Annotated in this window: 11 protein-coding genes; 4 read left to right on the forward strand and 7 right to left on the reverse strand. The window is 73.0% G+C overall.

Annotated elements, in window-relative coordinates; translation table 11 throughout:
• Positions 1-72 precede the first annotated feature (72 nt).
• Positions 73-594 (reverse strand): MarR family transcriptional regulator, encoded by a 522-nt coding sequence (locus AB0C38_RS42575; protein ID WP_360684792.1) that lies wholly within the window; start codon positions 592-594, stop codon positions 73-75.
• 53 nt (positions 595-647) lie between these two features.
• Complete coding sequence (locus AB0C38_RS42580) at positions 648-1,412, reverse strand: IclR family transcriptional regulator (protein WP_360684795.1); 765 nt, start codon at positions 1,410-1,412, stop codon at positions 648-650.
• Between the two features lie 104 nt (positions 1,413-1,516).
• Here AB0C38_RS42580 and AB0C38_RS42585 point away from each other — a divergent pair, with 104 nt between their 5' ends.
• The 3 genes from AB0C38_RS42585 (at position 1,517) to AB0C38_RS42595 (ending at position 5,886) form a co-directional block, all read left to right on the forward strand.
• Positions 1,517-2,287 carry a CoA transferase subunit A gene (locus AB0C38_RS42585; RefSeq protein ID WP_360684798.1) on the forward strand — a complete coding sequence of 257 codons (771 nt, stop codon included), beginning with the start codon at positions 1,517-1,519 and terminating at the stop codon, positions 2,285-2,287.
• Between the two features lies 1 nt (position 2,288).
• Entirely contained in the window at positions 2,289-2,918 is a 630-nt protein-coding gene (locus AB0C38_RS42590; RefSeq protein ID WP_360684801.1) for a CoA transferase subunit B, read from the forward strand.
• 157 nt (positions 2,919-3,075) lie between these two features.
• Complete coding sequence (locus AB0C38_RS42595) at positions 3,076-5,886, forward strand: AbfB domain-containing protein (protein ID WP_360684804.1); 2,811 nt, start codon at positions 3,076-3,078, stop codon at positions 5,884-5,886.
• Between the two features lie 6 nt (positions 5,887-5,892).
• On the opposite strand, the gene AB0C38_RS42600 is transcribed toward AB0C38_RS42595, so the two are convergent.
• Genes AB0C38_RS42600 through AB0C38_RS42610 form a run of 3 tightly spaced genes read right to left on the reverse strand, consistent with a single transcriptional unit; the run spans position 5,893 to position 9,721 of the window.
• Positions 5,893-6,840 carry an NAD(+)/NADH kinase gene (locus AB0C38_RS42600; RefSeq protein ID WP_360684807.1) on the reverse strand — a complete coding sequence of 316 codons (948 nt, stop codon included), beginning with the start codon at positions 6,838-6,840 and terminating at the stop codon, positions 5,893-5,895.
• Positions 6,841-6,880: 40 nt separating this feature from the next.
• On the reverse strand, positions 6,881-8,545 hold the full coding sequence (locus AB0C38_RS42605) for a methyltransferase (protein WP_360684810.1): 1,665 nt from the start codon (positions 8,543-8,545) through the stop codon (positions 6,881-6,883).
• A gap of 15 nt (positions 8,546-8,560) precedes the next feature.
• Positions 8,561-9,721 carry a 4-hydroxybenzoate 3-monooxygenase gene (locus AB0C38_RS42610; RefSeq protein WP_360684813.1) on the reverse strand — a complete coding sequence of 387 codons (1,161 nt, stop codon included), beginning with the start codon at positions 9,719-9,721 and terminating at the stop codon, positions 8,561-8,563.
• A 203-nt stretch (positions 9,722-9,924) separates the two neighbouring features.
• On the opposite strand from AB0C38_RS42610, the gene AB0C38_RS42615 reads away from it, so the two are divergent.
• Entirely contained in the window at positions 9,925-10,332 is a 408-nt protein-coding gene (locus tag AB0C38_RS42615) for a hypothetical protein (protein WP_360684816.1), read from the forward strand.
• Here the strand turns inward: AB0C38_RS42615 and AB0C38_RS42620 are convergent.
• Both AB0C38_RS42620 and AB0C38_RS42625 read right to left on the reverse strand, forming a co-directional pair.
• Positions 10,322-14,533, reverse strand: a complete 4,212-nt coding sequence (locus tag AB0C38_RS42620; protein WP_360684819.1) for an Hsp70 family protein — start codon at positions 14,531-14,533, stop codon at positions 10,322-10,324. The two genes, AB0C38_RS42615 and AB0C38_RS42620, sit on opposite strands and share 11 nt — an antisense overlap.
• Positions 14,530-15,321 (reverse strand): FHA domain-containing protein, encoded by a 792-nt coding sequence (locus AB0C38_RS42625; RefSeq protein ID WP_360684822.1) that lies wholly within the window; start codon positions 15,319-15,321, stop codon positions 14,530-14,532. The genes AB0C38_RS42620 and AB0C38_RS42625 overlap by 4 nt, the downstream gene beginning before the upstream one ends.

Below are 15,321 nucleotides of genomic sequence, written 5' to 3' on the forward strand. Positions count from 1 at the left end.
GTCGCGAATGACTCATTCGCGGCGTCGGAGGTCCCGAATGAGTCATTCGCGACCTCGGCCCGCAGAACCCGGCTAGCGGCGGCTGCGAGTGTCGGCGCCCGTCCGGCCGGTGATCAGCTTGCCCAGCAGCATCACCAGGATCCGCTGCTCTTCCTCGGTGAGGGCCGCCGTCCAGCCGAACTCGCGTTCGTTGTGCTCGCGGAACACCGAAACCATCTCGTCGTGCCCCGCCGCGGTCAGCGACAGCTGGACCGAGCGGCCGTCGCGCTCGTCCGGCACGCGGTCGAGCAGGCCGTCCGCGACGAGCGGCTTCATCAGGTTCGACACCGCCGCCCGGCTCATCCCGGTGAGCCGCGCGGCGCTCTTCGGTTCGAGGGGGCCGGCCAGCCAGACCACGAACAGCAGCCGGAACGCCGACCACGACCGCCCGCGCGGCCGATGCACCGCGGCCTCCAGGTCGTAGGTGACCAGGTCCGAAGCCCGGTTGAGGGTCAGCAGCACCTCGGTGGCCAGCTGGTGGCGGAAGCCGTACTCCGTCGCGAGCCGGCGGTTGGCCAGCTCGACGAACGACCAGAAGTCCAGCTCCTCTTCCATCGGGGCACCTTAACAAATAGTCAACATCGAAACCGGTTTCGCTCCGCCGCGTCCTACCCGCGCGTTTGCTTGCGCGCCAACGTCTCCGAGAGCGCGTGCGCCTCCCGCAGCAGCAACGCGCCCAGCTGGGGGATCCGGTCCGCGCCGAACCGGTGGGCCACGCCGGTCAGGGTGAGCGCCCACCGCGGCGATCCGGCCTCGTCGAACACCGCCGCCGCGAGCCCCCAGCTGCCCTCCACCACCAGACCGGGGTTCACCGAGTAGCCGTGCGTGCGGGTCGCCGCGATGTGCCGCCGGATCTCGGCGGCGTCGTGCTGCGGCCCGTAGCTCGCGAGGTCCGCGCGGCCGAGGTAGTCGTCGACCTCGCGGTCCGGCAGATGCGCCAGCACCACCATTCCCGCCGAGACGACGCCCAGCGGGAAACGCGCCCCCTCGAACAGGACGTGGCTGCGGATCGGGAACGCGCCGTCCTCGCGGATCAGGCAGATCGTCTCCTCCCCGCGCCGCGCCGAGAAGAACGCGCTCTCCCCCGTCGCCAGCGCCAACCGCCGGACGACGGGCAAGGCCGCTTCCGTGACGTCGTAGCGCCGGGCCGCGGCCACGCCGAGGAAGTACAGCTCCGGACCCAGCACCCAGTGGTCGCTCTCCCGCTCCACCAAGCCCACGCCCTGCAACGACATCAGCAACCGGTGCACCGTCGGCCGGGGCAGCCCCGCTTCCCGGGCCACGGCCGTCGTCGTCGCACCGCCCGGCTCGTGGACCGCGACCGCGCGCAGCGCCCGGTGGGTCCGCCCGACGAGGTCTCCAGGTGCGTCCACTCAGTGAACCCTACCCCACCGGATTCGACCGCGTGACGAACAATCCGCTGGTCGAGCGCGTTCATTGGTTGACCGCGCATACGCCGTCCAGTCTGATGGCGGCCATGGACAAGGTGATCGAGTCGGCCGCGAAGGCCATCGCCGACATCCCCGGCGGCGCCACGCTCGCGGTGGGCGGGTTCGGGATGTGCGGCGTGCCCGCCGTCCTCATCCACGCGCTGTTCGAGGCCGGGACCGCGGACCTCGAAGTGGTGTCGAACAACGCCGGGGTCGACGGCTGGGGCCTGGGCGTCCTGCTCGGCGCCGGGCGCCTGCGGCGGGTCGTCGCCTCCTACGTCGGGGAGAACAAGGAGTTCGCGCGCCAGTACCTCGGCGGCGAGCTGGAGGTCGAACTGACCCCGCAGGGCACGCTCGCCGAGCGGCTGCGCGCCGGCGGCTCCGGCATCCCCGCGTTCTTCACCGCCACCGGCGCCGGCACCCAGGTCGCCGACGGCGGCCTGCCGTGGAAGTACGACGCCGCCGGCGCCGTGGAGAAGGCGAGCCCGCCGAAGCAGAAGCAGAGCTTCGACGGCCGGGAGTACGTCCTCGAGCGCGCGATCGTCGCCGACTACGGGCTGGTCCGCGCCTGGCGCGGCGACCGGCACGGGAACCTCGTCTTCAAGGACGCGGCCCGCAACTTCAACCCGCTGGCCGCCATGTCCGGCCGCGTCACCGTCGCCGAGGTCGAGCAGCTGGTCGAGCCGGGCGAGCTCGACCCGAACGACGTCCACCTGCCGGGCGCGTACGTGCACCGCGTGGTGGCGCTGACGCCGGAGCAGGCGGCGGACAAGCCGATCGAAAAGCGCACTGTGCGCACCGGAACGGAGGCCCGCTGACATGGCGTGGAACCGCGATGAAATGGCCGCCCGCGCCGCCGGCGAGCTGCGCGACGGCGACTACGTCAACCTCGGGATCGGCCTGCCGACGCTGGTGCCCAACCACGTCCCCGACGACGTCGAGCTGGTCCTGCAGTCGGAGAACGGCATCCTCGGCGTGGGCCCGTACCCGGCGGAAGACGCCGTCGACCCGGACCTGATCAACGCGGGCAAGGAGACCGTCACGGTGCGCAAGGGCGCGTCGTTCTTCGACTCGGCGCTGTCCTTCGGCATGATCCGCGGCGGCAAGATCGACGCCGCCATCCTCGGCGCGATGCAGGTCTCGGCGGCGGGCGACCTCGCGAACTGGATGATCCCCGGCAAGATGGTCAAGGGCATGGGCGGCGCGATGGACCTGGTCCACGGCGCGAAGAAGGTGATCGTGCTGATGGAGCACGTCGCCCGCGACGGGTCTCCGAAGATCGTCGAAGAGTGCACGCTGCCTTACACAGGCCGCGGCGTCGTCCAGCGGATCATCACCGACCTGTGCGTCCTCGACGTCACGCCGGACGGGCTTTCGCTCGTCGAACTCGCGCCGGAGGTCGAGTTCGAGCAGGTGCAGAAGCAGACCGAACCGCGGATTCGCGGCTGAGGCTCAACCCTCGGCGGGGCTCGCGCGGGTGAACGACGGCAGCAGCCAGGCATGTGTTGATTGTCTGGTGGTTTCTGAGTTGTTACGTTTGCCCGTGTTCCGTGTTATGTTCGATTTTCGAGCCCGCGGTAGTGCGTCCCCCCGCCCGAGGAGTCCGATGCGCCGTCTCGCCGTCCTGGTTCTCGCGCTGCTGTGCACGGTCCCCTTGGCGCCGACGGCGAACGCCGCCGTCGCGCCCAAGCCGCCGCCGCTGTCCACGCCGTGGACCTCCCAGGTGAGCACCACCGATCCGCTGCCCGAGTACCCGCGACCGCAGATGACGCGGCCCGACTGGCAGTCCCTCAACGGTGAGTGGGAGTTCCTCAACCCCGCCACCGGCTCCGGGGGCAGCGTCGACCGCTACGCCGCGCCGCCGCTCGGGCAGACGCTGCCCGAGCGCATCCTCGTGCCCTACCCCGTCGAGTCGGCGCTGTCGGGCATCATGCGCAACGACAACCGCGACCTGATGTTCTACCGCCGCACCTTCACCGTGCCGCAGGCCTGGGCGGGCCGGCACGTCCAGCTGCACTTCGGCGCGGTCGACTACGAAGCCACCGTGTGGGTCAACGGCGTCCAGGTCGCTTCGCACAAGGGCGGCTACGACCGGTTCGAAGCCGACATCACCGCGCGCCTTTCCGGCGGTGCCAACGAGATCGTCGTCCGCGTTTACGACCCCACCGACGGCCGCGGCGAGAAGCAGCCGCTGGGCAAGCAGGTCAACAACCCCGCCGGCATCTTCTACACCCCGACGTCGGGGATCTGGCAGACCGTCTGGCTCGAGCCGACCGCGCCGTCGTCGATCTTCTCCGTCGACATCTACCCGAACCTGGCGACCAACACCGCGCGCGTGCGGGTGTTCGGCCGGGGCGACGTCGGCGGGTACTCCGTGCTCGCCGAGTCGATGACCGGCGGCGCCGTCGTGGGCAGCGCGACCGGCGGCTTCACCGAGTTCTCCGTGCCGGTGCCGAACGCGCGGCGGTGGTCACCCGACGACCCGTTCCTCTACGACCTGCGCGTGTCGCTGCGCAACGCCGCGGGCGCCACGGTCGACCAGGTCGTCAGCTACTTCGGCATGCGCGAGGTCGGCACCAAGACCGTCAACGGCGTGGTGCGCCCGACGCTCAACGGCGAGTTCGTGTTCCAGGTCGGCACGCTGGACCAGGGTTTCTGGCCCGACGGCCTGTACACCGCGCCGACCGACGACGCCCTGGCGTCCGACCTGCGCAAGCACAAGGACCTAGGCTTCACCATGGTCCGCAAGCACATCAAGGTCGAGCCCGCCCGCTGGTACTACTGGGCCGACCGCCTCGGACTGCTGGTGTGGCAGGACATCCCGTCGACACCGGCCAACGAGTCCAGCCGGACACCGGCGCAGATCGCCGAGTTCGAGACCGAAGCCCGCGAGATCGTCGACGAACACCGCTTCTCCCCCGCCGTCATCACGTACGTGCCCTTCAACGAAGGCTGGGGCGAATGGAACTTCGACGACACCAAGCGCGTCACCACCAGCCTGGAGAGCTACGACCCGACCCGGCTGATGAACCCGCACAGCGGCATCAACTGCTGTGCCGCCAAGGGTGACCCGGGCACCGGCGACCTCATCGACTGGCACGTCTACACCGGACCCGACGCAGCCCGGCCGTCCGCGACCCGGGCGTCCGTGCTCGGCGAGTTCGGCGGGCTCGGACTGCGCAACCCGGGCCACGAATACAGTCCCAACGGCCAGTTCTTCGCCTACGAGCAGATGACGAGCGCGGACCAGCTCAACGACCGCTACACCGGCATGGTCCGGGACGTCCGGCAGCTGATGACCGCGAAGGGCGTCTCGGCGTCCGTCTACACCGAGATCACCGACGTCGAAGGGGAATACAACGGCCTGTACACCTACGACCGGCGGGTGCAGAAGGTCGACACCGCCCGCGTCCGCGCGGCGCACGCCGACCTGATCGCCGCGTCGAAGAACCTGAACGCCGCCGTGCCGCTGACGCTCGGGCACGTCCGGTCGTTCCGGGTGACCACCCCCGGGTTCACCGACCGGTACCTGCGGCACGCGGATTCCTTGGCCCGCACCGACATCCTCACCACGGGCAGCGCCGACGCGGCGCGCCAGGACGCCTCGTTCCGGACGGTCGCCGGGCTCGCGGACGCGCGCTGCTACTCCTTCGAGTCGGTCGGCTTCCCCGGCAAGTACCTGCGCCACGCCGACGGCCGGATCCGCCTCGACGGCGACACCGGCGGCACGTTCGCCGCGGACGCCACCTGGTGCGACCGGCCGGGGCTCGCCGCCGGCGGGACGTCGTTCGAGTCGCTCAACCTCCCCGGCCGCTACCTGCGGCACTACAACGACAACGTCTACCTGGCCCAGAGCGGTGGCTCGAACCCGTGGGACACCGCGACGAGCTTCGCCGCCGACGCGACGTGGAACGTCTCGGCGCCGGCGCTGTGGCGCAGCTCGGTGCCCCTCGCCGTCAACGCGCGGCAGTCGCTGCGGGTGACGACGTGGGGCTACACCGACCGGTACCTGCGGCACGCCGGCGGCCTCGCCTACACCGAGGTGGTGACCGGTGGCAGCAGCGCGTTGCTCAAGCAGGACGCCACGTACACCGTGCGGCGCGGGCTCGGGGAGTCCTCGTGCTACTCCTTCGAGTCGGTGAACTACCCCGGGCAGTTCCTGCGCCACCAGGACGGCCGCGTCCGCAACGCACCGGACGACGGCTCGGCCCTGATGCGCGCCGACGCGACGTTCTGCACCCGGCCGGGCCTCGGCGGCACGGGGGTGACGTTCGAGTCGCTGAACATCCCGGGCGCGTTCCTGCGGCACTTCGACTCGCAGGTCTACATCGCCTCGGGCGGCGGCACGGGCTCCGACCGCCCCCAGACGGTGACGGCCGACAGCAGCTGGACCGTCGCGGCGCCCTGGGCTCCGTGAGCCGGCCTAGTGCTCCGGCAGCTGCCGGCGTTCGCGGAGCCGGGCCAGGTCCTCTCGCATCTCGGTCGGCAGCAGTTCGGCCATCTGCTCGGGACGCAGCGGCAGGTCGAGCAGGCTGAGCTTGACCCGGCTGCGCCGCGCGTGCCGCCCGGGATCGAGGCGGACGACCTGCGCCGCGTCCGGGCGCAGGGTCGCCGTCAACGGCGTGGCGGGATCCAGCAGCCGCCACGCGTTGCCGTCGACGCGCACCATCGGCGGAGCGCTGCGGGCCCCGCCACGCAACGTGATGACGTCGCGGGCGGGCAACACGATCGAGCGGCTGACGCCCGACATCGACGCCACCGGCGTCACCGCGAGCACCTCCGCCGCCGGGGAGATCACCGGGCCGCCGGCGGCGTAGTTGTAGGCGGTGGAGCCGGTCGGGGTGCTCAGGATCAGCGCGTCGCACCGGTAGTAGCCGAACTGCGCCCCGTCGACCAGCAGGTCGACCTCCACCGTCGCGCCGGGCTCGGCCCCGCCGACGACGACGTCGTTGAACGCGACCGCGGTCGCGTCGCCTTCCGCCAGCGCGACGCAGTTGTGCGGCTCGATCTCGAAGTCGCCGGTGTGCACCCGTTCGAGCGCCCCGGCGAGCTCGGCCGGCGTGATCTCGACCAGGAACCCGACGTTGCCGTAGTTCACCCCGAGCACCGGCACCGGCCGCTCGACGGCCAGCCGCATCGCGCCCAGCATCGTCCCGTCACCGCCGAGGCTGACGACGGCGTCCACCCCGGCCGCGAACTCGGCGTCGGGCACGACCGGCACGCCGGCCCCGACCTGCGCCGCGTCGGTGGCCCGCACGACCAGCTCGACGCCGTGGCGCGAGGCGTACGAGACGAGCACCCCGACCGAATCGTGCACCGGCTTCCGCGGGTGCGCCACCACCCCGACCCGCGTGATCTCGGAACCTGCCATGAGGTCCATTGTGTCCGTCCGGCGGTCCGGACGCTCGGCGTCAGGGGTGCGGCACCGCCTTGCGGGCCCGCAAGACATGGGCATCCAGCGCCAGCGGCCGGACGCCGGTCAGCTCGAACCCCGCCCCGGCCAGCAACGCGCGGTAGTGCGACTCGGTTCGTTCGCGGCCGCCGACGTTGCAGAGCATGTGGATGTCCCACGGCACCGCCAGGGATGCCGTCCCCTCGCTCTCGGGCAGCAGTCGTTCGACGATCAGCAGTTCCGCCTCGTCCGGCATTCCCTTGGCGCAGACGGTGAGGATCGCCCGGCACCGCGCGTCGTCCCAGTCGTGCAGCACCCGCGACAGCACATACACGTCACCGGCGCCGGGGATGGCCTCGGTGAAGTCGCCCGGAACCAAGGTGCAGCGCGTCGCGTGGCGGGCCAGCGCCGGTCCGGCCACCGCCAGTGCTTCCGGGCGATCCATGAGGACGCCGCTTGCCTCCGGGCAGGCGTCGAGCACGCGGGACAGCAGGGCGCCGTTGCCGCCGGCCACGTCGACCACGACCCGGGCCGCCGAGAGGTCCACGGCGTGGGCGAGTTCGGCGAACATCGCGTCGCCGGCCGCCATCGACCGGTGGAACAGGTCCGCCAGCGCGGGATTCGCGGCCAGGTGGGCGAAGTGGTGCGCGCCGAAAACCTTCGCGTACGACTCCTCACCCGTGCGGACCGCTTCGGTGAGTGCCGCGAACGACTCGTAGAACGGGCCGCCGTACATCAGGGCGAGCGCCGCCATGGACCCTTCGACGCCGGAGCGCAGCAGGGCCCCCGCTTCGGTGAGCACGTACCCCGCGGCCGTCGCGCGGACGACGCCGAGCGTGCCCAGGTAGCGCAGGAACCGGCCCAGGCTGTCGCGGTCGGCGCCGGTCGCCGCGGCGAGGGCGGCGAGGTCCGCGGTCGTGGCCAGGTGGTCCGGCAGGCGCAGTTCGACGGCTGTGGCCACGGCCTGCGTGGCCCAGGCACCGGTCAGCAGTCCGAGCAGTTCCGTGCCGGGCTCGGACTCGCGCCGGTGCGCGGCGAGCACCCCCGGGAACTCGCCGGTGCAGAGCAGTTCCAGCCGCCGGTAGTCCGGCGCGGGGTGGTGCGCGTCGCGGAAGTACAGCACCGTGGCGTCTTCGTGGCCGTTGTAGCCGCCTCCGTCCGGACGCAGCTGCCCGGCGATCGCCGCGCGCAGCCCGGTCAGGACGATCGGATCGGCCCGGGGTACCGCGAGCGCGAAGTGGCCTTCGTGGCCGTGCCGGCGTTCGGCGTCGGCGATGGGGGCCAGCTCCGGCGGGGTCAGCAGGACGAAGATCTCCAGCCAGCACGGCCGGCCGCCGCGGTCGGCCACCGTGGCCCGCAGGATGCCGACCGTCAGGTCTTCCGCGGGCACGCCGTAGCGGCGGCTCAGCCGCTCCCGGACGACGACGCTGGGCCGCATCGGCCCGGTTTCGAGGCCGTGGCGGGCCAGTTCCTCACCGAGCCCGTCCAGGGTTGCCGGGAAGATCAGCAGCGCGACGTGGGAGAAGGGCGCGTGCGCCCCGAGCGCCGCGCGTTCGGCGGCGGGCACCGACGGCAACGCCGCCGCGAGCACCGAATCGGTGTCACTGGCACGGACGAGGTCCTTCGCCGCGATCAGGCGGTCGAGGTCTTGCGGCGCGAGCGTGGGGACGATCGTCGCGGTCATGGGCACTCCTGTTGTTCAGATGCCGACGTAGTTCTCGGCGAAGAAATCCTGGTGTGCGCGGGATTCGCGCAGGTTGTGCAGCCGGGTGCGGCGGAGTGCGGACCCGAAGGTCCCGGCGTCGGCCGGGTCGTGGAGCAGGCCGATCATCCAGTGGGAGAACTCCTGCGCCCGCCAGATGCGGGGCAGGCAGGTGCGCGAGTACGCGGCGAGGGCGTGCTCGTCTTCGCGCAGGAGGGCGTCGGCGAGCGCGGCGGCCAGCACCTCGGCCTCCATGATCGCCAGGTTGGCGCCCTTGGCGGCCGACGGGCTGATCAGGCTGGCGGCGTCCCCGACGAGGAACAACCTGCCGTGCTGCACGGGATCGACGACGTCCGAGCGCAGGCGCACGATCCGGCGTTCGGTCACCGGCCCCTGCCGCAGCGCGCCGAACTCGCCGGTACGCATGCGGACGGCCAGCTCGGCCCAGATCCGCTCCTCGGTCCAGGCCGCGGCGTCGTCGCCGGGTGGGACCTGCAAGTAGTAGCGCGTCACCGCCGGGCCGCGCGCCATGTGCCCGGCGAACCCGTTGCGGTGCAGGGCATAGGTGACCGCCGGCATGCTCTGGGGCGCCTCGGCGAGCACGGCCAGCCACGAGATGCCGTGGTCACGGGCGCAGCGGGTCGGCGCCGGGACGGCCCGGCGGGTGACCCCGTGGCCGCCGTCGCAGCCCGCGAGGAACCGGGCGGCCACTTCGCCGGTGCTCCCCCGGTCGTCGCGGAAGCGGACGGTCGCGGTCTCGGCGTCGACATCCGTGACGGTGACGCCGAAGCGCAGTTCGCCGCCGCGGGCCACGTATTCGGCGATGAGGTCGGTGACGAGCAGGTGCTGCGGGTAGACGGTGTGCGGTTCGCCGCGGCCGAGCCGGTCGTACCGCAGCTCGAACTCCCCGGCCTCGTCCCGGAACGCGCACGTGCCGTGGGTGCTGCCGTGCCGCCGCATCCCGGCGTCGAGGCCGTGCTCGGTCAGCACCCGGGCGCTGTTCGCGCCGAGGAACCCCGCCCGGGCCCGGGCTTCCACGTGCTCGCGGCCGCCGCGTTCCAGGATCAGCGTGTCGATCCCGGCCGCGCGCAGCAGGTTTCCCAGTACCAGTCCGGCGGGTCCCGCGCCGACGATGAGCACCGATGTCCGATCGGCCATGTCTTCCCGGCACGTTCCTTCCCCGACGACGACGGGCCGCCCACGCCGGGCGGCCCGGGCGAGACCTAATCAGGTCCACGGCCGCCCGCGCCGCGTGTCGGGCCTCGTGGCGCGGGGAATCACCCATACGAGATCATCTGCCGGAGGTGCCGGAGTTTCCCGTTCCCCGCACCAACCCGTTCCCCGGGCATTAAAGTCGGGGTATGAGGCTTCTGCCCGCGCTCGTCGCCACCGTCCTGCTCGCCGGGTGCTCGGCCGGGACCGGCGGCACGCCGTCGCCCGCCCCGGCGGCGCCGTCCTCCCCGGAGTCCAGCGCTCCCCCGGCGCAGCAGCACCGGCTCGAGATCAAGATCGACGGGACGGCGGTCCTCACCACGCTGACCTACACCATCGACGGCAAGACGACGGAGGAGAAGAACGTCAAGCTGCCGTGGAGCCACACCTTCAGCTTCGCGCCGCACAGCGGCAAGCACGTCTACGACGTCGTCATGCGGTCCGCCGGCGGCGAGCTGACCGCGACGGCCACAGTGGACGGACAGCCCTGGGGCGCGAGCAGCGGCAGCGGGGACGGCGAGTCGACCCAGTCGCTCAACGGCGACTTCAGCGACTGAACCCCGCCTCCGCCAGCACGGCGTCGAGGCCGTCGATCCCGAGCACGAGCGCTCCGCCGGGCTCGGCGGACACCACGACGCCGACCACCTCACCGAGTTCGTCCAGCACCGGCTCGCCCACGTCGGCGTGACGCAGCCCGACGTGGAACAGCCGAGCCTCGGCGGCCGTGTCGAACCGGTCGGCCAGGCCGGTTTCGCCGCCGGCCGTCCGCAGCGGGTCGCCGATCCGCACGAGCGCGGGATATCCCAGGGGCGGCACCGCGGTTTCGACCGGCTCGGCCAGCCTCAGCACGGCGACGTCGTGCTCCGGCAGGTGGATCCGGGCCACGCTCCGGGTGCCGTGGCCGGTGGTGACGACGGCGTCCGCGGTGAGCCCCGCCCGGCCGGTGACGACCAGGCGGTCGGAGACCAGGAACCCGGCGCGGGCCTCCGCGCCCACCCGGACCAGCGCCGGCGGCACAGTCGCGGGTCCGGCCCGGCGGAACTCCCGGTAGCCGTCGACGTCGCCGGTCTCGGCGAGGCAGCGGGCGTACCGGCGGCGGTCCTCGGCGGCCGTCGGCGGCCCGTCGAGCGCGGCCAGCGCCTGCCGGAAGTCGCCGGCCGCGTAGTGCGTGCGGAAGCGGCGCACCGGATCCGGCTCGGCCAGCGCCAGCCGCACCAGGACCGCGTTCCAGCGGGCGATCCTGGCCGCCAGGTCGCGCAGCACGGTCAGCCGGGCGGTCAGGTCGCCGGTCAGCCGCGTGGTTTCGGCGAAGTCGGCGGCCAGCTCACCGCCGGGCCGGTCGAGGTGGTTCAGCGCCGCGACGGCGGCCTCGCGCACCGACTCCCGCGCGCGGCGCAGGTCCGCCTCCGTCCGGCCGGCCTCGCCGAACATCTCGACCAGCGCTCCGGCGTCGCCGGCACCGGCGCCGGGAACGTGACTGTCCAGCCGGTGCCGGAACTCCTGCCACGCCGCGGCCGTGTCGTCGTCCATTGTGGACGCCGCCAGCTCGCGCAAGCGCTCGCGGAGGCCGGCGAGATCCTGCTGCCGCTGCTCGATCTCCCGCTGCCGTTCGTAGCTGCGGGTCAGCTCGGCCACCTCCCGCGGCGAAAGCAGGGTGGTGTCGGCGATCCGGATCGACCCGGCCTGGCCCGTGGCCCGGTCCCGCGCGGTCACCGAAAGCACGCAGCTCGCGTCGATCTCGAACGTGACGTCGATCTTGGGCACGCCCTTCTCCGCGGGCGGGATCCCGGACAGCAGGAACTGGCCGATCTTCGACTCCTGGTCCAGCCCGCCGTTGAAGATCTCGACGCGCACCACGGACTGGTTGTCGGCGTGCGTGGTGAAGACGTCCGAACGCGTCGCCGGGATGGTGGTGTTGCGCGGCACGAGTTCCGACAGGCTTTCGCGGCCGTGTTCGTCGTGCACCCGGATCCCCAGCGACAGCGGCGTCACGTCGAGCAGCACGATGTCGTCGAGCGAGCCGTCGCGCATCGCGCCGAGGAGCGCGGCGCCGCCGGCCACCGCCGTCCGCGGATCGGACACCACGGTCCGGCGCAGCCCGAACGCCCGCTCGACCGTCTCCCGCACCAGCGGGGAGAACATCGGCCGGCCGACCAGCACCAGGTGCTCCGGGCGGGTGGTGACCGACGAGCTGAACCCGGCGCAGATCTCGTGCAGGTGCGCCAGCTGCGTGGCCAGGATCTCCGCCAGCTCGGCGCGGGTCAGCTCCAGGCGGACGTCGCCGTCGCCGAGGCCGCGCAGTTCGTACTCGGCGTGTTCCTGTGCGGACAGCTCGACCTTCAGGCTCTCCGCGGCGATCGCCAGGCGCCGCCGCACCGAACCGCTCGCCGGCACGGTGATGCCGCGCCGGTCCAAGCCGTTCGCCAAGGCGGTGGTGACGGCGGTGTCGAAGTCCTGGCCGCCGAAGCCGCTGTCCCCGCCCACTTGCCGCACGTCGTAGACGTTCTCGCCGACGTCGAGCAGGCTCAGGTCCAGCGTGCCCGCGCCGAGGTCGACGACGGCGATAGCCCCGCCGAGCCGCCGTTCGCGCGCGGCGGTGATGCACGCCGCCGTCGGCTCGTGGATCAGCCGGACGAGGTCGACCCCGGCGATCCGGCACGCCGCGCGCGTGGCGGCCTTCTGGTTGTTGGTGAAGTAGGCGGGGATGGTCACGACCACCCGCGGCCGCTCCAGCCGCAGGTCGTGGTTCCGCTCGGCCCACGCCAGCCAGTCCTCGCGCACCGCGCCCAGCTCGTCGGCGGCCAGGTCCGCGACGCGCTCGCGCACCCGGTCCGTCAGGAAGGTCGCGACCAGGCCCCGGGCGTGCCGGACGAGCCGGGCGGCGACCTCTTCCGGGCGGAAGGTGCGGTCGCGGACCTTGAAGATGGTGCCGCGGCCCATCTTCCGCTTGGCGGCGCCGATGTGGCCGGTCAGCCACGGCGCGAGCGTTTCCTCGCCGTGCAGGCCGACCAGCTCGTTGCCGTCGCGGTCCAGGCTCACCGTCGAGGCGAAGTGCACTTCGCCCTTCCACGGGCAGAACACCGGTTGCCGCGTCTCGGTGTCGTAGACAGCGGCGGCGCAGGTCGTGGTGCCGAGGTCGAACCCCCAGATGCCGCTGTAGCGCGCGTCGACGTCCGCGCGGGCCCGGGCGACCCACGCCTGCGCGTGCTCTTCGAACCGGACGCGTTCCCGCGCGCCCAGCGCGTCGAGCGCCTCGGTGACGCGCGTGGTCAGCTCCGGCGGTACCAGGCCGTCGTCGACGAGCTCGTGCAGGACGTCCGCGGCCGGGGACGCCGCTCCGCGCGCCTCGATCGCCGTCAGGCAGCGCCGCACGAGCTCCTCGTGGTCACCGGTCCGGCGCAGGCATTCGGCCAGCCGGACGTCGTCGGCCGCGGCGTCGCCGAGCCACCGCACGAGGCAGTCCGCCGCGGCGGCGAACCAGCCCGCCGCCACATACAGCGGAACCGCCCGCTCCAGCTGCCCGATGCGGTCGAACAGGCCCGCCGCGCCGGCCGCGTCACCGCCTGCTTCGCACGCCTCCGCCCGGGCGGCCAGCGCGTCGGGCGTGTCGTCGTCCCGTAGCACCCGGACCGCCTCGCCGAACCGGCCGGCCCGCAGGAACAGCTGGTGGGCACGGAAGAACTCGCCGCCGTCCTCGGCCCGGGCGGCCGCCTGGGCCGGCTCCCCCGCGGCCTCCTCGACGCGGCTCCACGCCCGGAGGACGTCGCGCCGGTCGTCACCGCGGCGCAGGAGCTCCCCGAAGTGCCGGCGCGCCACGCCCGCGAGCGTCGCCCGCAGCTCGGCCAGCCGAGGGTGGTCATGGTGGTCGAGGACCTGCCGCAGCTGCCGCGCGGCCTCGGTGATGTCTTCCGCTTCGAGCAGCCGGTGGACGTCGGTCACGAAGAGGTCCACCAGGCGGTCGGCCCGCTCGTCCCGGCCGGGCGGGCACGTCACGAGCGCTTCGGTGTACCGGCCGGCCTCGGCCAGCAGGTCCGCCAGCCGTCCGGACAGCGCTGTGACCGCGTCCCCTCGGTCACGCGCCAAAGCCAGCCCGGCCGTCACGTCGTCGATCTCCGCACTGGCCAGGCAAACATCGAGCGCGTGGCGCTCCTGGTCCGGCGTACCGGCCAGCCGGACGGCGGCCACGCCGTGCCCGAGGAACCGCCGCACCTCGAACAGGTCCGGCACCAGCTCGGGCGGCAGGTGCTCGAAGAAGAGGCGCCACATCTGCTCGTCGCGGCCGAACTCCGGGGCCGAGGAGCGGCGCAGGACCCGCGTCACGACGTCGAGGTCGAGTACGCCCGCCGCGCGCCACCGGTCGAAGGCGCGCACGGTCGACGCGGCATCCGTGAGCAGTCCGGCCAGCCGGTCCCGGGCGCGCAGCCGCGATTCCGGCAGCCCCAGCCGGGTCGCCACCTCGAACACGACCGTCGACGCGGGGCGGTCCGAGCCCGTCAGCCAAGGCTCGTCGGCCGCGGTCAGCGGGTAGCGCTCCGCCGGGATCCGGTGGTCGTACCGCCGGAAGAGCTCCTCGGCCCGCGCGGTGTCCACGCGCAACGCCAGCCGCAAAGCCGTGCGGTAGGCGCGGATCGCCCGGTCGGCCGGCGGATCGGCGGGTGGTTCGGGAAAGGCCGCCGCGAGCCTTGCCGCGGCGCGCGCCAGCCGTTTGGCCGGGCCACCACCGAGCAGGTCGCGAAACGTCGAGGCTTCGGCCGTCATCCGGGGAAGAGCGGCGGGTCGGGGAGTTCGAGCCACTCCAGGTCCATCGGCACCAGCGTCGTCGACAGCACCAGCTCGCGGAGCAGGTTCACGGTCAGGGTCAGCCCCACCGGCTCCCCCACCTCCTCGCGCCGCAGCCCGTGCACCCCGGCGTCGGAAAGCCGTTGCCGGACCCGGGAAACGAGGTGTTCGACGCGCTTGGCCGTCCAGCTCTCGCCCGGCCGCCGCTCGGCGAGCTCCGCGGCCGCCTGCTGCCGGGACAGCGGCAGCGGCTGGGGGTCGTAGCCGAGGTAGCGCTGCCCGAGCACCGCCAGCACGAGGTGCTCCTCCGGCGAGAGCCGCCAGCGTTTCGGCGGCGCCGTCGGGTGCGTCGGGCGGCGCGTGGCGACTTCGGCCTCGCCGTCGGAGACGAGCAGCTCCAGCACGTGCTCACGCGTGCCGCGCAGGAACAGCGCGGTGTAGCCCTCGGCCAGCGGCAGCGGTTCGCTGTCGCGGTGCAGCAGGACGCTGTCGGACAGCCGGATCGGCGAGCGGCCGGTGTTGCTGAGCCACCAGCGGTCCCGCTCGCGCACGAGCTGGCCGTGGACCCGGCTGATCCGCACGTCTTCCTCGCCGACGCAGACGTCGACCTCCAGCCGGTTGCGCCCGAACGTCACCCGGCTCCCGGGCGACGGCGGCACCGCGACGCCGCCGGTGACGGTGAGCGCGCTCAGCGTGCCCGGCACGGTGTCGGCGACGCCGTGGCGCAAGCTGCGCTGGCGGTGCGGGTCGAGACGTCCGGTGGGCAT

It is taken from the genome of Amycolatopsis sp. NPDC048633 (genome assembly GCF_040650695.1).
Lineage (GTDB): Bacteria > Actinomycetota > Actinomycetes > Mycobacteriales > Pseudonocardiaceae > Amycolatopsis.